The sequence below is a fragment of the Lactobacillus sp. ESL0230 genome (genome assembly GCF_003692805.1).
GTDB lineage: Bacteria > Bacillota > Bacilli > Lactobacillales > Lactobacillaceae > Lactobacillus > Lactobacillus bombicola.
This window is the reverse complement of sequence record NZ_REHI01000006.1, coordinates 100,803-121,914: the sequence shown is the minus strand read 5'-3', so window position 1 is coordinate 121,914 and position 21,112 is coordinate 100,803. Positions and strand designations below refer to the sequence as shown.

Below are 21,112 nucleotides of genomic sequence, written 5' to 3'. Positions count from 1 at the left end.
TAGACTCTTTTAGCCACATAAATACCTAATACTTATTTTTATATTCTACAATATATTGGGCAAAACAATAAGTGTTTCATTCAGATATTAATTTATAATCTTTAAGATAGAGTTTTTGATCTGCAACTTTTTGAAAATTATCGTCATGTGAAACCACTATAATTGTTTTATTATATGATTGTATATCTTTAAAAATTTTAGTCACGGCTTGAGCATTTAGGTAATCAAGATTGCCTGTCGGTTCATCAGCAATAAGTACATCAAACGGCTTAATAATTGCTCTCGCAATACCCACTCTTTGCTTTTCACCGCCACTCAATTTAAATACTGATTGATTTAATAATTCTGATTGCAAACCAACACGAGATAACACTTTTAGCATTTCGTTTTCACTGATTTTTCTTTTTGCTAACTTTAAGTTATCCTTAACAGTTTTATCGTCTAGCAAAAAATAATTTTGAAATACAAACGAGAAGCGCTTTCCCCATAAATCTGGATAACTAATTTTTCTTAATTCGATATTATCTAAAATAATCTGTCCAGAAGTGGGCTTTTCTATTCCAGCAACAATTTTTAAAAATGTTGTTTTTCCAGCCCCACTTTCCCCCGAAATACTACAAAAAGAACCCTGTGGTATTTCTAAATTGATGTTTTGCAGCACTGGTGTGTTATTATAATATTTTGATACTTCTTTTACAATTATCATTCACGAATCACTCCCCATTGTTCTATTTCTATTATGTATATCATATATAATTATAATAAATGATAATGCTATAGCTGCAACACAAAGTAACCCTGATATTACCAGGCTTAACCAATCTATTGCATGTGCTAGATAAACAGAAATTATACTAGAGATTACAAAAATACTAACAATAAAAATTATAAAGTTAAAAATAATCTTATAAATTGGATAGCCCATTAAACGCTTAACTATAATTTCTCTTTCACGTAACATATAATATTGACTTATTAACACAGAAAGCAAAACAAAAGAAATAACACTAAACAGGATCAATTGAGTTAATGTCATACTTACATCTTTTTGAGTTTGTTGAACAAGTTGTGCCTTTTGCGTATAGATAGAGGTTACATAATTTATAGTACTTCCCATTCTACTTTCAATAAGTTGCGGTTTTATTTGATCATAGGCTTGGCCAACATGCTTATTAAAAAAGAAGAAACCTCCATTCAAAGTAAATAGGTTGCCATAACTAAGGCTATTCTGATAGTTATCAAATAGTCTTATGATTGGATCTCTAACCATATTAGATGATAAATTATCGCCAGAGTTAGGATTATAAGTAAAATAATTTTGTCCGTTTTTAGCATAAACTATCTTTATTTTTAAATTTTTACGGGTGAATTTTGGAGTATGTTCTCTATGACGCCAATCTTTAAAATCAGTATTCAATTGAAACAGAAATTCAGATAAATAATTAGAACGAATCCGGGATTCAAACTTTTTATATTTTTCTGGTACTATTAAAATCTTTGTAAATAGTGTTGGTTGTAACTCAGCTATCTTGGCTCCACTTACTAACTTTGTTTTAGACAGTTTTAAATAATTTATGTCTGCAGTAATGGCTCGTCCAGAAGGAAGAATTATGTAATCTTGTACCGACTTATTATCAGAATTAATTTTGTACCACGGAACTAGCCGCTTAGTTGAACCACGTCTAGCTACACCATAAGTACCTAATAGGTTATCAGAAAAAACAACAAAAGTTTTATGTTGTTTTTTAAGTCGTTGCCACAAATCTTTCGCACTAATGTCGTAAGTCACTTCAGTTCGATCTTCAGTTCGATCCAACTGATTAGTTACATTCGTTTGATATATATTTTTGGTCGATATCCAGGAGTTAAGACTTTTTATTTGTTTTTGATAATATAAAAAATCTTGATGAATTGCTGGAATCTTAATACTAACAAGTAAAATGCAGACTATAAATCCTATTGCACTAGCAGCTGTAACCATTAATGAACCTCTGGCCCAGTTAAATGAAGTTATTTGAGACTTTGCTTGTATACTTTTTGCAGCACCATAAATCAAAATTATTAAAAATAAGTAACTGGCATAAAATACTGATAATGATGACACAAATGTTTTATAGTAAATCAACATATTGTTATAGGCTGCATAAACAATTAGTAATATTACACTAATAATTATTGCAATTACTATTGCAACTGCTATACTTCGAAAAGATTGATATACATTATTAATAAGTCGGTAACCAAAAAATTTTCGTAATATAACAGCTTCTCGTTCTTTTATAATAATAAACATTAACGAAATTAATGATACTATTCCTGTGAGAAGCGCTAGTGTAATAAAATTTATTCTATTATTATTTTCAGGAGCAGTTTCGTTAACTTCCGATTTTATTTTAACTATACCAAAGTGACGCATTATTCTGGTAATTTTAGCAACATTTCCACTTACATAAAAGACATTATTTAACCCCAAATTTTTTATCTTGTTAAATGGATATAATTTAACTTTGTATTGCGAGTTAGGAAGCAGTAACGCAGACCCTGTTTTTTTATAATTTGTAACGTCACTACTAGAAGAGGTTCCTCTTTTGATGGGTAAGTTTGTATTAGCACTATAAATAATCAAGTCATTTTGCCCAGTAAAAAAATACTGGGATACACTGGTAGTTCCTGTTGCTGCTTTTTGAAGCTGATTAACTAAGCTTGAATAATCTGCATTGTCTCGTAATTGTAATGCTACCTCTTTTTGCTGATAATACAGTACTTGGTTGAAATAGCTGTTAATCGATGAACTTATGATCAATATTCCAGAAAAAGTTAAAAAGAGTATCATGCTAAATGATAATATTTTTTTCATAAAATTATCCTCTAAATTTATTTCCTTTGATAGCTACATTAACCTTTGAAAAGGCGGTTGATCCTGCACGGGCATAATCGCGTCTACCATCGTCATTGGCATTTTTAGCCGCTGCAGTATGATTCCGACTACTATGTTTATATGTTGATTGCACTTTTGTTCCATAAATGCCAAATAGTCAATCTCCATCATCTATGTGATGCCATTCATATGGAGCTGATGTATCACTAGTTGCAAGAGCTGTGGTTAATTTTTTTAACATTAAATAGGCCTTCTTTCTGTTATGATTTATGTTTTTTCATAATGATATCGCTTTACTGTTAAAATTATAACATTATTTTTATTTTTTACACATGTTTTTATAATTTTATTTGTTTGATATTAGACGCTTATTATTTGCCCCCGACATTTTGTCACAAAACAATTGATCTACTTTGCATTTTGCTAATGAACTGTAACCAAAACAGGTATAACACAAATTTTAATATGAATAATAGGGTGGGCTCTATTGAACTAACTGCTTTAAGAGATAGTAGAAAAAAGCTATAAATTTACCTTTTCTTTTAGATTCAATATAAAATTAAGCATGTGTGAATTCAATTTTTACTTTTCTATTGGCCGCTTGAGCAATTTCGCTCAGCAACATAGTGGAAACGTTAAATGAGCCATTTTCAATTCTTGCAATTGTTGATTGCGGCTTGTTTACCAGATTAGCAAATTCCCTTTGCGTTAAGCCTAGACTATCATGTAGTTTCTTAACTTAAACTGCAACCTCAAGGTTGATATTGGACTGTGTCACAGCCTGGACAAATTCAGAACTGTCCTGACTTCTTTTGCTAATGTAGTTGTCAATTTTACTCATTGTCATTTTCTCCTTTGTAATTATCACAACGTGCCTTGGCTTTATTAATTTCCCTTACTGGTGCTTTTTGCAAAATCCATGAGTAACCTTTAATGCGGCTAAGCCATGTTTGCGGGGGCGTTACGCCTAAGCTCTAATCTTGGTATGATCAACGCCGTATTCCCGCTCTAAACTAGCTAAAGTTTCTTGGTGAGACAAGTATTTACTGCAAATTTCAATTTCGGGGGTCAGTGACCTGATGCTCAAGCAAAACTTTACCAAATTCTATCAACTATATTTAATAAAGAGTCGATAAAGCTCCTACTAATCTAAATGATATATTGATTACTGCTGCGCTAATTTGAGATATTTTCTTTTAATTTACCATCGGTTAATAGCCATTGTTTATATCCTAAATCTTGTGCTTGCCGACTATTAATATGATGGGAAATCATAATCACCGTTTTATCAATGCTTGCAAGCAAATTATCTATTTGAACGGCATTTTGAGGATCTAAATTTGCATCAATTTCGTCCGCCAAGATAATTTGCCTATCAAAAACTAGAGCACGAGCAATCTCTAGGCGAGCACGTTGACCTCCCGATAAATTATTACCACCATCTTTACAAACATAATCTAATGGTTTACTGCCAAGTTCTTTATCTAAATTGACTTCTTTTAGACATGATTCTAAAATCTGATCTGAAAATCTCAGTCCTAAGCCTAAATTGTAGCGAATAGTATCATTGAAAATATATGGATCTTGTTGAATTAGAGCAAAATCATTTGGATCAAGAGCTGTTTCTCCATCTTTAGTAGTATAAATTATTTTGCCTTTTGACGGCTTAAGTGAACCCATCAATAAATTGAAAACGGTACTCTTACCAATACCAGAGGCGCCTGTTAACAAAATTTTATCGTTTTGATTAATTGTGAACATAGCATTTTTTAGAATTATCTTGTTACCAAAAGAGAAGGTAATATCGTTACTGTATATCTTTTTTAAAATTGGTGAAGTATTAGTATTGATTTCAAATTTTTCATCAAATTGATCAATTTCACTTGCAAGTGTTTGTTCAATTGTCTTTCTAATCATTTTGGTTGTTTTTATAGAAGCAAAGTCATTTATAGCTTCTCTTAAAGGCTGCATTACCTGACTGCTTGCTAAATAAATAGATAGAATGATTGAAATCGTAACGGGTTTGCCAGTGTTCATTAAGAAAAATCCTAGAGCAACTGGTACGAATAGAGCAATTATGGACCATATCCAAGATATTAATTGAACATCTATTCTAGAGTTATTCATTTTCTGATAAGACCGCTCTGTTACAGAGAGCTGTTCCTTAATTTTTTTGAAAGCTGGAGCAAATGCACAATAACGCAGTACGGTATCCCGACCACCCATTAAATCACGTATTTGTTCAACAAAATCGCTATTATTATTCGACCATTTGGCTGAACGTCGTAACAAGACAGGCTGAAAAATATTTGGGATAAATATTTGGGGTATAGCAAAAATAATAAAGACTGTTCCTAGTAAAAGATTAAGCTTCAGTACAAAAAATGTCGAAAATGCAACTATACAAAAATCAGAAACAATTTGAATAAGTAAGTTAAAATAATTAGTTTCGATTAATTTGAAATCATTAATTAGTGTAGAAATTTCTTAATTAGTATTAATCTTTTTAAAAGTTGCCTTCTTAATATATTCGGATTTAAGATTTGTATTGAGTAAATAAATGATTTTGTTTTGTATCTTCGAAAACAGCCAAATTGACATATAGATCAAAATATAAGTAAATACTGAAATACTAACAAAATTAGCAAATTTTACCCATGAAGTATTTTTAGAAAAGTTAGGCAAATAACCTATAATGGCTGAGTTAGCAATTCCTGCCAAAGAACTTATTGAAAGAGTAATGAAGAGTAATAATAGTAATTTTTTTAAGACTCAATTTTTAATCCTCCACAAGCTGTCATATTCCAGCTTGTTACAATACTTCCCTAAAACTTTTAAAATGCCAGTAATTCCAGATCCTAAATCTGTACCAACTGCTTGCAATTGATATGATAATAATAGGGTATGTCCAGATTCAGATTTAAACTTGTGTAGAATAAGATAGGATAAAAGACGATTGATAACACTTTGAGTTTTATCTGATGGAAATCGGTTATCAAATTCTATCAACGTGTCTATAATTCCTGCAATTCCAAAGAAATAACCATAATACGCTGTATAAGGTTAATCTAAACTAGCGGCCATTTCTTTGATTTTGTTTTTCAACTTTGATTGAAGATTAGGACAATAATCATAGATTTCTAAAAAGACCCGTAATAACCCTGCGGTGCCATATACTAAATATGGATAAGCTATAGTACTATTTCTTTTTGAAGGTAATCCTACGAACTTATTATCATTATCACGTATTGCCAAATCAAAATCATGTCGCAACCATTTATAAATAATATTGTCGTATTTATGTGATTTTAAATGCTGCTCATACCTTAATAAAAAATATGCTATACCTGCTCCGCCTTGGGCCAGTCCTAAATAATCATAATTAACTAAAGTTTTTTCATTGAGTAATTTCGTTACTAAGAAGGAGAGTGTATTTTCAACTTTTTGACTCTTTTTAGAATTATTGATTAAGGAAAGGCCTACACCAGCATATCCATCAAATAAGCCAAAGTTTCTATTTTTGAACTGAATAATATATTTAATTAGATCATTGGTAATTGACATGGACAGCTTCTAGAAGATCATGAAAACATAACTAGGTCTGTAGAATTTGTAGTTTTATTTTCTGCTTCTCTTTGTAATACTTGTTTAAAACCCATTCTTTATTATTGTTATATACTTTTAATAATATCGATATTTATTTCATTATTATTATAATTATTTCGTAATGTCAACAAAATTTGATTTTTAATTACCTAATAATTTGTTTATTGGTACGTTTTCGTACCGTAATAATCACTTCTTTCTATTAAATTTTGCTTTAAAGCCAAAATGACGCTTACCCTTATAGATGTAATTTTTGAACTGCCCCGTTACTGTATAAGGCTTGCCGTTCTTACTAGTAGCTTGGATGGTGATTTCTTCGCCCTGCAACAATTGTTTAATTTCTTGAGAAGTAAAAATGTGCGTCCCAAATTGCTTTTTAAAGCTTACTTGCTTCTTTGTTGGTACAAATGTACCAGTAACATAGTCATCACTTTGTGCTTTATCTGGTAAGTCCGGCTTAAAGCCCAAAAATTTATTGTCTTTATACGTTTACTCTGCTAATTTACCGCTAACTTTACCTTGTGCGGTATCAAAAGTGATTGTTTTGTCTGCAAAAAGCTGAGTTAGCTCACTTTTGGTAAAACTATGGTCGCCCCATTTGCTCTTAATAGATACCTCTTTACCTTGCCAATTTCCAGCAATTCTAGGTACGTTTATTTTTTCTTGACGCTTATTCCACTCAACTTTTGCTTTCTGTAATTTTTGTACAGAAGTTAAATTTTGTTGATTGTTTATCATTGTTTGCTTATCGTGAATAACGATGTTAGCCATCGTATTAGGTATCGCCATTGTTGGTATTGCTAATTTGCCCACTTGTTCCATAGCTTCTTGCAATTTTAAGGTTACTTTAGGACTAGCAATTTGTGTGTGCCTACTAATCGCAGCTTGAATTAGTCCTAAATTAGTTAGACTAGATTTTTCTTGTTTATTTTCAATTAATTTATTAGTACCAGTAGACATTTCGGCTAAAGTTGATTCTTGAGTTGCCCCCGTTCCAATATTATTTTTTGACAAGAAATTGATTACAAAGAGGTGGCTAGGTTCTTTAGGCTTAGGATTTTGTCCTTCAAAGACAAAATGATTAGCAGTTTCTCTAAAACTAATTATCGATAATGTTTCATCTTTTTCTATTTTAGTAGCATATTTGACGGAAATAAATTTATCTTTTCGCCAAAATTGAGTAGTTTGGATAGGTACAAAAATTTTAAGCCCATGTTCCCCTCTTTTTACTGCATATCCCAAATCCTCAAATTTTTTAAAGCTTGCTACAGCTACAGCTGGAGCAGGTCTTTGACTATTAATTAGTAAGCGATTTTTCATTGAATAATGCGGGAAATTATTTAAAAAATTAACCAATTCTATAAATTTTTCTGGAGAAGTAAAATATTTCTGTACATCTTTCATTAGATCAGAAATAGTTGTTTTATCAATTTTTTGCTTTTTATCTTTTTCTTTGTCGCTTTGTTTTTCCATTTTTTAATTCCTTTTTTGTAACTTATATTAAAGCACTTAGTTAAACTAAGTGCTTTAATATAAGTTACAAAAAAGGGCATTAAATCTGTCCTTTTAACGATCTAGCCCTCTTGATTTATTAAGTTGTTGCTGTAACAAGGATTGTTGCAGTGAAGTTTGGTGTAGTGCTTGACAATCAGCTTTAATACATTCTTGTGCCCATTTGATAGAGCCGTTATATATTTTCCCGCAAACACATAGAACGCTGGCGTCATCTGATAAATTCCTTATTATTTATAATTTCTTTTTGATTTAATTGCAAGTTTCGGTCATAAATTGTGCTCCAAAACTTTGCTTCATCTGGATTGGAAATATTCATCATTTTTTTGTCAAGTTCGCGAATATCCATATTTAAAATGGCTTGATCTAATTGTTCTGGAGTAATCATAAGCTGTTCTCCTTTTTTAAAAATATTGTTAATTATATCATGTATTTTTTAAGAATTACTGATTTTATCAAATAATTAAAGTGTGGCAAACATGACCAATAAGTTGTTGCTTAGGTGTGTAAAATAGGGATAAGTTAAGTCTTTTGTTTGTGTATATTCGTAAGCTAAAATCATACCACAAATTGTATATACTAAAGTAAACCAATCTAGTTTTGGCTCATGACACAAACCAAAGATTATTCCGTTTACTAAAATACCAGTAAAATATTTAAGTTTACTGGTTGTTGGACTGCTAAAAAACTAGGACTATTTTCCAAAAGTTACCAAATAAAAATTGTGCCATAAATTGAACTACTTAAGATCTGGCAATTCAATCCACTTCTGCGCGCTTGGTTTTAGTGGATTTGGCAAAACATCAACATTATTTGTGAAATCTGGTTTATCATTCACAATAAACTCAGCTTTATTTGGAATTTTAATTTTGCCACTGTCCTTGTCAACGTATTTCATTAACTCAGCCACATTTTTAACATTTGCGATAATGACCATCTGTAAATGTTTACCGTGCCATTTAGTGGCATCAATAGCTGTCCAATCAACGACATTGCCATCAGTTACGTCTTTCTTATTATCGTTTAAATCGTAAATATGAACGTTCTTAAGATTTAAAACAGGTTCCAATTTATCTTTAATTTCAAGTGATTTTACATTTTCATCATCTTGAGCAACAGCATCAACTGTATAAGGGAAGGCTTGGTCCTTATGCTTAGGGTCTTGATGATCAGCTAAAGTTACACCCGATTTAACTTGACCATCAAATGTTATCTTATATTGTTCACGATAAAAATCATCCTGTTTTAAAGAACTATCTTTTGCAATGACAAATAGTTTGTTGTCAGAGTCTACCGTTACTGTAAACATATATGTAACATCTTGGTTTGCACGGTTATAAACATGGATATTAGAGATGTCTAAGTTGGGATCAATATTCAGTAATAATATATTCGATCTAATACGTCTGGAACATCATGTACGATCTGATAATGATCTGGTTCGTAACGGTCTTTCAATAAATTATGATCAACTGATTTATCGGTTCCAATTTCACTTGGAGTATTAGTTCCTTCATTTGCGCATTATCTGCTTTCACGGAATTATTGCTAAAAGCTAACCCACCAGTCAATGCGCCAATCGCAAGCAATACACCCACGCTTTTGCTCAAGCTGTGTCGCTTTTTTAAATTTATTAAATTCATTAATTTTTCCTTTCTATAATAAAAAAGCATTACTTTGTAGTAATGCTTTTAATTTATTTAAAAATACAATTATTTAATTTGAATTATACAAGGCGTTCCATTTAGGATTATCCCCACAAACTTCAATAAAGATCATACCAACAGATGAACTAGTACCATTCCAGAAATATTTCATTGCTAATGCCCCATACGCCTTATTATCTTTATCTCCTCTAATTCTCTTCGAAGCTTCTGGATCATTCTTTAACGCATTAAACATTGCTGTTGCTACATGCTCTAGATTTCTATCTTTTAAATCGAAAACATATCCATATCCTGGAGAAGTAATACTATAAAATAGGGGATTTGCAATCCCACGAATAATTTGCATGCCATTTTCTTTCAAATTTGGTAAATTTGAAGCCAATTGATCAACATCTTGCGAATTAACAGTTGCTGAATAAAAAAACATCTTATCGCCTATGGTCGAGTTATTAACAAAATTATCTAACTCGGAATTAGCTTTATAGGGTTGATAACCATTTTCAACTCTATAATTTTGAATCTTTGTCCATAACAAGTTCCGTATTTGCTTTACTTCATCATCAGTGAAGTAAACATATCCGTGTCTAAGCAAAAAATTTATTTCACTCTGAGTCGGTTTTTCGCTTGATTCTGGATTTTGCTCATCAGAGTTATTACCTGTATTTGATTTATTATCTTTATTTCGGTCTTTTTCACTAGCATTGTTATTATTTTCTGAAGGTACCTGTTTATCGCTACCGTCTAATGCTATAGCGCTTGAAACCAGAATATAATGGTTATTGCCAAGAATATAAAATTGCTTGCCTTTAATTTTGACCACACCGTGAGTCAATTCAGTTAAGCCCTTTTTAAGAACTTGACCCGTTGGGTGCCCTTGAGAATTATAAATTGGTGCCTTATTTATCAAATATACAATTTTAGCTTTAGATGAACTGTTTTTATCTTTAGTTTGAACAACATTGGCAGCCTTAATATATTGTCCTTGGGATAAAAGATAATATTTTTTACCGTTAATCTTAGTTTGGCCATAAGAGAGCAAAGTCTGTTGCTTCTTCAAAACTTTTTTACCCTTGCGCTTGCCATTCTTATTATAGATATAAGCATTATGCTTTAACTTAATTGGATAGTTATTTTTAGCAGCTTCTACTGGCGTAACGATATTTTGGGTATTCACAAAATCCGCAACACCGATACTGAATAATGTTGCAGTTGCTAGACTAAGTAATACTCTTTTCTTCATAATTATATTTATCCACTTTAACTTAAATTTAAATAGGTACTATATTAAAACACGCTAAAATTTATATTCATTTGCTAATTTAGGATATTTTGTAAAAATTTCCATCAATCGACAAACAGAACCCTTAGGATTACTTTTCCCAATTTCCCATGACTCTACTGTTCGTGGCGAAACTTCCATAATCTTAGCAAATTCTACTTGAGTTACGTTCAATTTTCTTCTCAAATCCTTAATGTCTGTAGCTGTATATTGAGGCGTTAAATCTATTGATCTAACGTGAAGTTCCATTGGGATATCTTTACCATCTAAATAATCATTTAATTCGTTGAGGCTGTTAGTTAATGTAGAATCTTTCATTGCTGTTTGTTCTCCTTTAACTTTCTAATAACAGACTTAAGCAATGCTTTATCTGAGTTAGAAATATTAGCTTGATCTTTTTTAGCATAAATATCTAGAAAGTAAACATTAGAATTTGCGACTGCCACGTATATAGTTCGATAACTTCCGCTCTTTCCTGTATTACTAGCTTTAGGCGCAAACCTTAATTTATAAGCACCGCTAGTCTCTTCAATAATTGAGCCTGGAAATTTCCTACCATAATTATTACTAGGCGCATTACATACATACTGTAGTATTTGATTTTCTAAATCTTTTTTGTCATTAGCTGTTAAATTATATCTCTTCCACTTTTTATTAAAGGAAGGTAAATAGCCAAAAGTTAAATCTAGTTTATTCATACTTTATCTCCGTATACGAATTATTGTATACTATTTTTATAAATAAATAAAGCTAAAAAACAACAATATTTACACTAAATTACTTTTTATAATCTTATTACATAGTCTCACATCATATACAAGTGTCTATCTATCACTAAAGTAGTACCTTATCTTTTGAACAGCTCTAATACCAAAAAACGTCACTAATGTTTAGTTCAGAAGTATTTGGATTTGCAAGCGTTGGCTTTTCTACTTTTACAATATTATTTGTTGCACTTACTTTAATATAAAGTCCATGACTTAGTTTATAATATTGCTTCCCACGAATAGTTTTCTTACCATAAACGGTGTAAGTGCGACCCTTCTTCAAAACTTTTTTACCCTTGCGCTTGCCATTCTTATTATAGATATAAGCATTATGCTTTAACTTAATAGGATAGTTATTTTTAGCCGCTTCTACTGACGTACGAATATTTTGGGTATTCACAAATTTCGCAACACCGATACTGAATAATGTTGCAGTTGCTAGACTAAGTAATACTCTTTTCTTAATAACTCTTACCTCTTACTTCTTAAGAACTCTAATCTGCATATTCAAAAGCCAATTTTGGATTATCGTTAAATATATCCATCAGCTTAGACACGGCACCTCTTGGAGTATTTCTTTTCAGGCTCAAATTTAGTCGCTAAATAAGATAAGACAAGTAATCGATTTTTTTCTTTTCCCGGCCAAATTTTCACTCTACCTCTAGAATCCACGTACTTATCTAATGTAATGTTATCCTCCATTAACTCTTACTGCCTTTCTATTTAACAAATAGCTTATTCCAAATAAAACTATCGCTAAAGTTGCTAAAAAAATCCAAGCACTACCAATTCCAAAATTATCTGATATATAACCATTAATTGACAAAACAATTACAGAAACACCAGCATCAAGTGCATTACTGACTGAAATTATCATTGCCCTACTAAATTCCATTGTAATACTTTGTTGCAATGCTGTCTTTTGAAGAATTTGTTCAAGACTATACTAAATATAGTATTAAGCAAAAAAATCGATAAATAAGGAACAGTTTGTGCTTTAAAAATTGCATCCATTTTTTCAACAGCACCGTTTATTTGCTTGCAATTAGGATAAAATATCATAATTACATTGACAGAACTGATTATTTGAAAGAAACAGATTAAAAAAGAAGTTAAAACTGCAACAGTTAGTGTACCTGTTTGAACTCTACAACCAGCATAAAATAAGACGAGAACTATCAATACAAAAGAAATCAAGCTTTGAATAAATGATAGTATTGTATAAACAGTATCACCCTTAACTGATAATTTATATAATTTGTTACTAAATTTTGTTAAGATGTTAGCTTCGGCACAATTTAACTTGATAGTTTAAATATTTCTAAAACTTTCTGTAGTAATACTTGATAAATCGCTTAAGCTATTCTAAATATTTATAACTATCTTTTCTTCAAATTTTCCTAGTGGAATCATAAAAATAGTGTCTATAGGAAAAATTATAAAAATCAGGAATGTTAGTTTCCAATCTAGAATAAATAAGACTACAAAAGTTCCAATAACTGTCAGTAAGCTAGTAATAAAATTAGGTATTATTTCGGTAACAAAGTTTTTAATTAATTCCGCATCATTAATTACTCGACTAGTCAATTTTCCTCTATTTTGATTATCGTAAAATTGAACGGGTAAACTGATTAAATGTTTTTCTAGAGTACGCCTAATATTGAAAATTTGTTTTTCTCCTTCTCTACTAATCAAAAAGTTGCCACCAGAACCTAGTATAGCTTGCATAAGTAATACTATTATTAATTTAAATATTAATAATAAAAGAATTGATTGACTTAAATAATATTATTTAAGTCAATCAATTCTTTTATGTATAGTGGTGCAAGTATAACGTATTTCCGATTAATACACAAAGCAAACCTAACCAAAATAATTTGTTTAGCTTAATCAGTTTTATTAGTTTTATATTTTTATCACCTCTGATAAATCAAAAGTACTATTAATTTAACAAAATATGGCCTGACGCATTTTCTTAAACGCAATCTCAATGTCATCTGTATCTGCAGCATGCAACATTTGACTGAAATCACTTTGAAAAATACATTTTTTGTTGCCAACGAATACAATATATGCCGGCAATGAATTTAATTTATTCAGTTGATGTAAAGTCATAATAACTTTTTTCTTTTTCTCAACGACGAGAGATACAATTAATTCTAAAAGCAAATTTTCAATATAGCTATCAACTTCGCTAAGGGGTTCATCAAACAAATATAATTCTCGATCCATTATGGAAGTACAATAAACCATAACAACTTGGTATTCAGCAATTTTTTTATTATTTCATTATAAAAGCGAGTTTGCGAATCTGTGATTGCAATGGCATGATCATTCATTGATTTAAAAAAATTTATTACTTGTTTTACCGTCAATTCAGCAAAAAAAGTCATATTTTGAAATTTATAAATAATATTAGGCATAGAGGGAAAATTTGACATAGCTAAATCAGAGCTGGCTTTAGTAAAGACATAAATAATATTAACCAAAGTCGTTTTACCAGCACCATTACTTCCAATAATCACATTTAACTGATCGTCAGTAAATTTGATATTAAGATCCGCAAAAATTTCAAATGCTTAATTTCCATATTATCTCCTTAAAACTATTTTTCAAAAATTGTCGAAATATTTTGTTTTGCAATAAAAATTATCCCCAGTAAGACATAAAATACAATAACGATCAATAAGTTAATAAGAGCATTCAAATTCACTTTATAAAATAGGAATTGCATTATTACTTCATACCCCGTCATTAAATATTTAATAGGTGTACACAACAATAATAAATTTAACAAATTATTTTTTGTTTCAACCGTTACTAACATGAATGATCCAAAAACAATTAATGTATTAACAATACTGTAAGTCTGTAACTTTAACTTTACTGTTAGCAAAAAATATAAACCCATAGTTAAAGGTAAAACTAACACGATTGCTGCAATTGTTGTGGTCACCAGTAAATAACCTAAATAAGCAAATAATCTAAAAAATAGTGTGGTAATTAAATTGAAAAGAAATAATTCTACTATTAAAAATGTCCATTGAGATAAAAATTGGCTAATCAATACCAGATACTTGGAATTAGATACCATGTAAATAATTTTATAATAACCATAATCACGATACTCAATCATTGCCAAAATCACTGAATTTAGAATGGTTGTTAAAGCAATACAAGAAAAGTAATATGCACTTCCACTAATTAGCTGATTCTTGCTGACAGTATAGTTACTAGTAAAGACTGCATCATTAGATATAGCAAAATATATGACAGGAAATATAATGTTAAACATTAATGAAATCTTGTTACTAAAAGAGTTAATAAGGAAAATCTTGTATAACGAATAAAACCTTTTTTTCATAACAGAAATCTCCGTGAATATTACCTAATATTTTTGAAATAGTTTGAATTTATCGCCTAAAACAGGAAACCATGAATTCCATTTATCTTTAGCTCTGGTATCACAAAGATTCATTAATACTCCCGCAGCACCAGTATTAACATCCATAGAACATTTATAGCCCAATGTGCCCGGTACTAAAAAACTCCCTAAACCATCTATATACATATTAAGACTTTGTAATAATCTATTAAGTTGATCTTTTTTACCATCGATAGCATTCATAGCACTTGCAAGTGGTAATAGTTCGGAATATCCTTGGATTATCCCACAATTAAATGACAAAAATGCATCATTAGTTGAATATATATTATTTAACGAAACAAAATCTTTATCAGATAAAAATGATTTTTCATCTTTATTAAGTTCTAGTACACAAGACCTAACCCAGATGATCCATTTTCTAAATATGGCACATATCTAGGAATTCCACGAAAAGTTTCTATGACATGCACGTTTTCATCCAAGCTATCAGGCTTTGATAAATTATGATAATTTTATTTAATTTTTACTTTTGTCTATTTTTACGCGCCCCTTTGCATAATTAAATGAAAAATAAAGAAAAACCATATTCGAAGCACTAACTGCAACCTCGAAGCAGACCAATAGTGGTTGCCGGCAAAACAACTTTGCTTAATGTTTTAACTGGGCCTAGAGAAGCCGCCAGCAGGTAAAGTATTTATTGTCAATTTGCTTGTTAATGCTAAAAATTAGCGAAAACTGTATCCTGAGCGATTTTGTTTTTCAAAACTTTTACCAGCAAAGCGGACTGCAAATGAAAAAATTAGGTTATGCAATATTTGCTATAATTAAACTTAAATTGATAGCAAATTGTTTTGCGGCCGGTTGGCTGTTTCACTTGAGCCGACTAAAAGGCTTAATATCGATTAAAAATCAACATCAAGCCTTAGACTAGTAATTATTAAAATTTATGGTCCAATCATTCAAACTGTGTCAACTCTTTTTATCCGTCAATAATTACTTCACATACCGCGACAAAAAATCACCAATCTTTTGCCGATAAAGCTTAGGATGATCAGCAAAAGACTTTGCATGCTTAGAATTAGGAGTTACCCACAACTTTTTAGGACCTCTAGTTGCAGAGTAATTAGTATAAACCATTTTAGTAGGAACAAATGTATCACGATCACCATGAATAAATAACATTGGACGTTGATTTTTATGTAATTGGTTAACACTTGAGCCATCATTCATAAAATACCCAACCTTAATTCTATTAATACCACTCAAGATTTCAACTAATGGAAAGCGCGGAAATGCTGGCATATTATAAAGAACTTGTGCCTCATGCTCAATTTCATCCTTAACACTGGTATAGCCGCAATCTTCAATAAAGGCTCTGACTTGGTGCGGTAATTTTAATCCACTAACCATCATTGCAGTGGCTGCTCCCATACTCAAACCATAAACCACAATTTGTTGCTTAGCACCGTTTTTTTCCAGAACTAAGTCAATCCATTTTTTAATATCATCTTTTTCGGGCCAACCATAGCCAATATACTTTCCTTCACTCTTACCCTGTGAACGAGGATCAGGTGTTAAAGTATTGTAGCCTAACTCGTGAAAAAGAGCATCGTACTCACCCATGTCTTCTTTAGTATCCATATAACCTGGTAAAACAATTACGGTTTTGTTTGAACCAGACTTAGGGATATAATTAGCATCTAACTGATAACGATTATCAGCAGAATTAATATACCATTTTTGTTTATTAATTTTTTTAAACCACAGCTTTTCTTTATATAGGGGATCAGATTTTTTGAGTTTATTGCTCGAAGAACTCAAAAAACTCTTAGGTCCAGGAACACATGCCATTTTGAAGAAATAGCATCCTGCTCCAATGAAGATAACAAAAACCAGCAAAATAACTGCGCTCAATGATAGCCACAACTTTTTGTGTTTTATTCGTTTCAATGTGAAGCCACCTTTTCTTAATACAATATTCAATAGTATAACATTTTTAGTTTGTATAGGATGAAATTTATGAGATTAACTGATTTATTACAATTGACTGCCGATTTAAATCAACAAACCAAATTATTTTTTAGTATTGATAACCAAGCTTACCCACTTGCGCAGTTAAAAATTACTAGTAGCGCAGGTCTGTTATATCCCGGGAAATTGCCAATGACAAAGGCCAAAGTCATTTACCTAGTTAAAAATTTACACGGCTTAAGTATTCCGCTTTATGTGCTACTAAATGAGCAAAAATTTACTTTATATGGTGTCCAAATTATGCCAGAAAAAAATGCAATTTATCTTCAATAAGACCGTCATTAAAAATTTTACTTAATGCAATTCTTTTATGAATTTTTTCCAGTTGTTATTCACCAAAAAAGAGGATCGAATTGATCCTCTCAAATTATTTACGTTGATATTGACGAACATGATTTTTAGTACCGGCAAAATACCAATATCCAGGAGCTTCATCACTGCTTAATTCAATATTATCCGCTGGGAATTGTAAAGCTTGCTTAAAAATTTGCTCATAATCAGCAATAGTTAGTTGTTGTCTACGCGCAATCATTTTCTCATCGGCCACCTTATTCAAAGCTTGCTCATAATTAGCCATTACTTTTCCGGCATAGAACTCACCCATTGCCCCAGAGCCATAAGAAAATAGTCCAATTGTGTCTGCAGCTGATAGTTTGCCATCTTCTAATAAACTCAATAAGCCTAAATAAAGTGAGGCAGTATAAATATTACCAACCTGCTTACTATATAAAGTAGAGGCGGTAAAGTTTTCTTCCAAACGCTTTTTCGTTTTTGCATCTTGCTCTGCCACTGCTAGTTGATTCGCCTTCAAGCCCATTTTAACAAAAGGTAAATGATATAAAATTGCCGTAAAATCAGCCGTTGTCATTTTCTGCTTAGACTTATATGCTTGAAAAGTCCGCTGAAAGAAATCTAAATAAACCTCAGTAGAATATTTACCATCAACTAAGGCAACTGCTGAATTATTTGGGCGCCAAAAATCATTAATATCAGCACTATAAGCACTATGACCACTAGTTAACGCAAGTATACGCGGATTGGCCTTAATCAATACACTAACACTACCAGCACCTTGAGTCACTTCACCACCCGTTTTTAAACCATACCGCGCAATATCACTACCAATCACAATTGCGCTATGTTCAGGATGTAAACGAACATAGTCACGCGCAACCATAATGCCAGCAGTCATCCCAAAACATGCCTCCTTAATTTCAAAAGTTCGCACCTCGGGAGGCAACTTTAAAGCACTTTTAACAAAGAGTGAAGCTGATTTAGATTGGTCAACGCCACTTTCCGTACCCATAATAAGTAAACCAACTTGTTCGAGATCCACTTTATTAATATAACTTAAAGTTGCGTTAATCCCCATTGAAACAGCATCTTGCGATTGATCGGCTACACTCATCTTACTCTGACCAATGCCAATTAAATATTTATTGGGCTCTACTCCTCGAGCATGTGCCAAATCTAACATATCTACATATTTGTTTGGTGTATAAAAACCAATTTGATCAATTCCGACCTGCATTATTTTTCCTCTCTTAATTGTTTCAAAAAATTTTGTGCGTCTGTTTGCGAATATAAATGTTGCTTAGTCATTAAGGCTAGAACATCCCTTTTTTCCTGCGGGCTAGCAACAAGATTAGCAATAACATTTCTAGCCTGCAACTTCATATGTCCTGCTTGAATACCTGTTGTAGCAATTGCCAGTAAAGCAGCTAAATTATTGGCTAAGCCAACTGCAGCAATTATATTAGCTAAAACTTGACTAGTTATTCCTTGCCCCAAAATACGATAATTTTGCTGGACATCTTTTCGGGAATTAATTGATCCGCCCACGGTTCCAAGCGCTAAAGGAACGGTTAATTGACCTAATAAGTTTTCACCTTCAACTTGCCAACTACTTAAGCTGCGATAAGTTCCCTGACGGCTAGCCCATACACCACAAGCTGCTTCAACAGCTCTAGTATCATTACCACTTGCTAAAAGGACACCATCAATTCCATTCATAATTCCTTTATTATTAGTCACGGCTCGATACGGGTCCGTTTGTCCAATTTGGCTTAACAAAGCTATTCGACTTGCGACTTCTGCCCCGCCAACTAGACTGACATGCAATTTTGCCTTGCAAGAAGTTAATTGACTGGGGTAATTTGATAAAATTGCAAACAATTTTTTCTTAATACCACTGTAATTAGCTAACTCGCTAGCCATATACTCCAAAATTGAGTTTGCCCGATTAGCACCCATAGCTTCTGCTGGATTAATTAATACTCTTAGGTAAAGCAGAGTATTTTGCCGCTTAATTTTAACTTCCTTAACCCCACCACCATGCTTAACTAGACTAGCAAATTGCTTATTAGTCTTAGCAATTAAATTAGGTAAATCGTTTTTTAAATTATCAATGACAAAAGCTTCAGAAATTTCTAAAACAATCTGACCATAAATACCATTTCGAAAACTTGTTGCTGTGACACCACCACTTTGAGCAAATAGACTAGCGCCATGATTAGCAGCCGCAACCACTGAAGGCTCTTCAGTTGCCAACGGAACCAAATAGCTATGATTGTTAACCCGTAAATTTTTGACCAAACCAACTGGCAAACTTAATTGTCCTACAACATTCTCACTCAACTGATTAAGTGCATGTAAAGTTTGCTGATCAATCTCATCTAGTTCAATCCTTTGTTGTTTAAGCCATAAGCGCCTTTTTTCCGGAGTTAATTCATAAAACTTCATTTAAAAATCTCTATTTATTTCATAAGCAATTGCTTGACCACCACCAATACAAAGTGTGACCAAGGCTGTTTTACCAGTAACGTGTTGCAATTCATTAATTGCAGTAGCAACTAGCCTAGTTCCTGTTGCTGCCAAAGGATGCCCTATGGCAATAGCACCACCAAATATATTTAGTTTATCCATTGGAATTGATAGGGCTCTAGCCAATGCTATACTTGGAGCAGCAAACGCCTCATTAACTTCAATTACATCATAATCAGCAATTTGACGCTTAGATATATCTAATAATTTTTTAACTGCAAAATAAGGTGCAAAGCCCATATAAGCCGGGTCCGTACCAGCTTCGGTATATGCTCCTAGACGTGCTAGTGGTTGCAAATTTAATTCTTTAACTTTTTCTTGAGTGGCTAAAATTACTATACTAGCACCATCACTTAATGGTGAAGCATTACCAGCTGTTATTTGCCCATGTTCTTTAAATACTGGTTTTAATTTATTTAAAGCATCCATACTAGTATCTGCACGAATATTTTCATCCCAATCAATTACCTCTTTGCCATGAGTAATTTTGATTATTTCGTTCTCAAAATAACCATTTTTTACTGCCCTAGTTGCCTTTTGATGTGAATTAAGACTATATTCATCCATTTCTGAACGCAAAACGTGGTACTTATCTGCTACCTTTTCCGCTGTAAGGCCCATATGCAGGCCCGAAAAAGCATCAGTTAGTCCATTATTAAGCATTTCACTTTGCAAGTTTGAATCATGCTTATCTTTAGCATAATATACCGCATTAGTCATACTTTCAGAGCCGCCAACGGCCACTAAATCAAAGTCACCTAATTCCATTTGCCCTTGGGCAAGGCGCAAAGCTTTTAAACTTGAACCACAAACATCATTTATTGTAACGCTTGTACTTTTTTGACTCATTCCAGCCTTTAAAGATACTTGACGGGCCATATTTTGTCCTAAACCTGCACTTAACACGTTACCCATAAAAAGAGCATCCAGCTCAGTAGCTTTTAACCCGATACTTTTTAGTGTTTCACGTAAAGCAATAGTACCCAAGTCTACTGCGCTTTCTTGCGCAAATAATCCGCGGTAACGACCAAAAGGTGTTCTCTTAGCCGCAACAATGAAAATATCTTTCATCAAGTCTGTCCCCCAGTATAAAATTATTCAATTCGATATTACTTAATTTTAGAAACGATTAATAGTAATTAAACTGACATTTAGAAAAAT

At 31.9% G+C, this 21,112-nt stretch carries 27 protein-coding genes and 1 pseudogene; 2 read left to right on the top strand and 26 right to left on the bottom strand.

The features are described from left to right. Window positions 1-76: 76 nt before the first annotated feature. The 5 genes and pseudogenes from F5ESL0230_RS02440 to F5ESL0230_RS02420 form a co-directional block, all read right to left on the bottom strand. On the bottom strand, window positions 77-706 hold the full coding sequence (locus F5ESL0230_RS02440) for an ABC transporter ATP-binding protein (protein ID WP_122021436.1): 630 nt from the start codon (window positions 704-706) through the stop codon (window positions 77-79). After that, window positions 707-2,857 (bottom strand): hypothetical protein, encoded by a 2,151-nt coding sequence (locus tag F5ESL0230_RS02435; RefSeq protein WP_122021435.1) that lies wholly within the window; start codon window positions 2,855-2,857, stop codon window positions 707-709. A 4-nt stretch (window positions 2,858-2,861) separates the two neighbouring features. Further along, window positions 2,862-3,011: a lactococcin 972 family bacteriocin gene (locus F5ESL0230_RS02430; protein WP_158593047.1), complete on the bottom strand. Its 150-nt coding sequence runs from the start codon at window positions 3,009-3,011 to the stop codon at window positions 2,862-2,864. 426 nt (window positions 3,012-3,437) lie between these two features. Then, a pseudogene (locus tag F5ESL0230_RS02425) lies at window positions 3,438-3,719 on the bottom strand (helix-turn-helix domain-containing protein). Between the two features lie 335 nt (window positions 3,720-4,054). Further along, window positions 4,055-5,170: an ATP-binding cassette domain-containing protein gene (locus F5ESL0230_RS02420; protein ID WP_122021433.1), complete on the bottom strand. Its 1,116-nt coding sequence runs from the start codon at window positions 5,168-5,170 to the stop codon at window positions 4,055-4,057. A 403-nt stretch (window positions 5,171-5,573) separates the two neighbouring features. Between F5ESL0230_RS02420 and F5ESL0230_RS02415 the strand changes: the two genes are divergently transcribed. Further along, window positions 5,574-5,765: a hypothetical protein gene (locus F5ESL0230_RS02415; protein ID WP_122021432.1), complete on the top strand. Its 192-nt coding sequence runs from the start codon at window positions 5,574-5,576 to the stop codon at window positions 5,763-5,765. Between the two features lie 176 nt (window positions 5,766-5,941). Here the strand turns inward: F5ESL0230_RS02415 and F5ESL0230_RS02410 are convergent, their stop codons facing one another. From F5ESL0230_RS02410 to F5ESL0230_RS02315, 18 genes are all read right to left on the bottom strand, one after another. Then, entirely contained in the window at window positions 5,942-6,442 is a 501-nt protein-coding gene (locus tag F5ESL0230_RS02410) for a lanthionine synthetase LanC family protein (RefSeq protein ID WP_122021431.1), read from the bottom strand. A gap of 231 nt (window positions 6,443-6,673) precedes the next feature. Next, on the bottom strand, window positions 6,674-6,952 hold the full coding sequence (locus tag F5ESL0230_RS02405) for a hypothetical protein (protein ID WP_122021430.1): 279 nt from the start codon (window positions 6,950-6,952) through the stop codon (window positions 6,674-6,676). Between the two features lie 21 nt (window positions 6,953-6,973). Further along, the gene (locus tag F5ESL0230_RS02400; protein ID WP_122021429.1) at window positions 6,974-7,957 is read right to left on the bottom strand and encodes an ArdC-like ssDNA-binding domain-containing protein; all 984 of its coding nucleotides are present in this window, start codon (window positions 7,955-7,957) and stop codon (window positions 6,974-6,976) included. A gap of 250 nt (window positions 7,958-8,207) precedes the next feature. Continuing rightward, on the bottom strand, window positions 8,208-8,384 hold the full coding sequence (locus tag F5ESL0230_RS08375) for a hypothetical protein (protein ID WP_158593046.1): 177 nt from the start codon (window positions 8,382-8,384) through the stop codon (window positions 8,208-8,210). 75 nt (window positions 8,385-8,459) lie between these two features. After that, entirely contained in the window at window positions 8,460-8,639 is a 180-nt protein-coding gene (locus tag F5ESL0230_RS08680; protein WP_122021428.1) for a CPBP family intramembrane glutamic endopeptidase, read from the bottom strand. Window positions 8,640-8,735: 96 nt separating this feature from the next. Then, window positions 8,736-9,305, bottom strand: a complete 570-nt coding sequence (locus F5ESL0230_RS02390; protein WP_122021427.1) for an isopeptide-forming domain-containing fimbrial protein — start codon at window positions 9,303-9,305, stop codon at window positions 8,736-8,738. 407 nt (window positions 9,306-9,712) lie between these two features. Continuing rightward, window positions 9,713-10,903, bottom strand: coding sequence for an SLAP domain-containing protein (locus tag F5ESL0230_RS02380; RefSeq protein WP_122021425.1), 1,191 nt, complete (start codon window positions 10,901-10,903; stop codon window positions 9,713-9,715). Window positions 10,904-10,957: 54 nt separating this feature from the next. Continuing rightward, complete coding sequence (locus F5ESL0230_RS02375) at window positions 10,958-11,260, bottom strand: DNA-binding transcriptional regulator (RefSeq protein WP_122021424.1); 303 nt, start codon at window positions 11,258-11,260, stop codon at window positions 10,958-10,960. Then, a complete protein-coding gene (locus F5ESL0230_RS02370) occupies window positions 11,257-11,640 on the bottom strand; it encodes a type II toxin-antitoxin system RelE/ParE family toxin (RefSeq protein WP_122021423.1) in 384 nt (127 codons plus the stop codon). Before F5ESL0230_RS02370 ends, F5ESL0230_RS02375 begins: the two co-directional genes overlap by 4 nt. 166 nt (window positions 11,641-11,806) lie before the next feature. Further along, window positions 11,807-12,109 (bottom strand): SLAP domain-containing protein, encoded by a 303-nt coding sequence (locus F5ESL0230_RS02365; RefSeq protein ID WP_233551638.1) that lies wholly within the window; start codon window positions 12,107-12,109, stop codon window positions 11,807-11,809. Between the two features lie 149 nt (window positions 12,110-12,258). Continuing rightward, window positions 12,259-12,411, bottom strand: a complete 153-nt coding sequence (locus tag F5ESL0230_RS08675) for a DUF2087 domain-containing protein (protein WP_122021421.1) — start codon at window positions 12,409-12,411, stop codon at window positions 12,259-12,261. Then, window positions 12,401-12,604 carry a hypothetical protein gene (locus F5ESL0230_RS02355; RefSeq protein ID WP_233551637.1) on the bottom strand — a complete coding sequence of 68 codons (204 nt, stop codon included), beginning with the start codon at window positions 12,602-12,604 and terminating at the stop codon, window positions 12,401-12,403. Before F5ESL0230_RS02355 ends, F5ESL0230_RS08675 begins: the two co-directional genes overlap by 11 nt. Before the next feature lie 470 nt (window positions 12,605-13,074). Further along, on the bottom strand, window positions 13,075-13,449 hold the full coding sequence (locus F5ESL0230_RS02345) for an ABC transporter transmembrane domain-containing protein (protein WP_255409280.1): 375 nt from the start codon (window positions 13,447-13,449) through the stop codon (window positions 13,075-13,077). A 207-nt stretch (window positions 13,450-13,656) separates the two neighbouring features. Next, entirely contained in the window at window positions 13,657-13,941 is a 285-nt protein-coding gene (locus tag F5ESL0230_RS02340; RefSeq protein WP_122021418.1) for a hypothetical protein, read from the bottom strand. Beyond that, complete coding sequence (locus F5ESL0230_RS02335) at window positions 13,941-14,279, bottom strand: ATP-binding cassette domain-containing protein (protein WP_122021417.1); 339 nt, start codon at window positions 14,277-14,279, stop codon at window positions 13,941-13,943. Before F5ESL0230_RS02335 ends, F5ESL0230_RS02340 begins: the two co-directional genes overlap by 1 nt. Window positions 14,280-14,314: 35 nt before the next feature. Further along, the gene (locus tag F5ESL0230_RS02330) at window positions 14,315-15,004 is read right to left on the bottom strand and encodes a hypothetical protein (RefSeq protein WP_147440864.1); all 690 of its coding nucleotides are present in this window, start codon (window positions 15,002-15,004) and stop codon (window positions 14,315-14,317) included. Between the two features lie 93 nt (window positions 15,005-15,097). Beyond that, window positions 15,098-15,337, bottom strand: a complete 240-nt coding sequence (locus F5ESL0230_RS02325; RefSeq protein WP_158593044.1) for a hypothetical protein — start codon at window positions 15,335-15,337, stop codon at window positions 15,098-15,100. Between the two features lie 753 nt (window positions 15,338-16,090). Further along, window positions 16,091-17,047 carry an alpha/beta hydrolase gene (locus F5ESL0230_RS02315; protein WP_233551635.1) on the bottom strand — a complete coding sequence of 319 codons (957 nt, stop codon included), beginning with the start codon at window positions 17,045-17,047 and terminating at the stop codon, window positions 16,091-16,093. Between the two features lie 69 nt (window positions 17,048-17,116). On the opposite strand from F5ESL0230_RS02315, the gene F5ESL0230_RS02310 reads away from it, so the two are divergent. Further along, the gene (locus F5ESL0230_RS02310) at window positions 17,117-17,401 is read left to right on the top strand and encodes a hypothetical protein (protein WP_122021414.1); all 285 of its coding nucleotides are present in this window, start codon (window positions 17,117-17,119) and stop codon (window positions 17,399-17,401) included. Window positions 17,402-17,495: 94 nt separating this feature from the next. On the opposite strand, the gene F5ESL0230_RS02305 is transcribed toward F5ESL0230_RS02310, so the two are convergent. The 3 genes from F5ESL0230_RS02305 to F5ESL0230_RS02295 are packed head-to-tail and all read right to left on the bottom strand — an operon-like array spanning window position 17,496 to window position 21,022. Continuing rightward, complete coding sequence (locus F5ESL0230_RS02305; RefSeq protein ID WP_122021413.1) at window positions 17,496-18,659, bottom strand: hydroxymethylglutaryl-CoA synthase; 1,164 nt, start codon at window positions 18,657-18,659, stop codon at window positions 17,496-17,498. Continuing rightward, the gene (locus tag F5ESL0230_RS02300; RefSeq protein WP_122021412.1) at window positions 18,659-19,870 is read right to left on the bottom strand and encodes a hydroxymethylglutaryl-CoA reductase, degradative; all 1,212 of its coding nucleotides are present in this window, start codon (window positions 19,868-19,870) and stop codon (window positions 18,659-18,661) included. Before F5ESL0230_RS02300 ends, F5ESL0230_RS02305 begins: the two co-directional genes overlap by 1 nt. Beyond that, complete coding sequence (locus F5ESL0230_RS02295; RefSeq protein WP_122021411.1) at window positions 19,871-21,022, bottom strand: thiolase family protein; 1,152 nt, start codon at window positions 21,020-21,022, stop codon at window positions 19,871-19,873. Window positions 21,023-21,112: the final 90 nt, after the last annotated feature.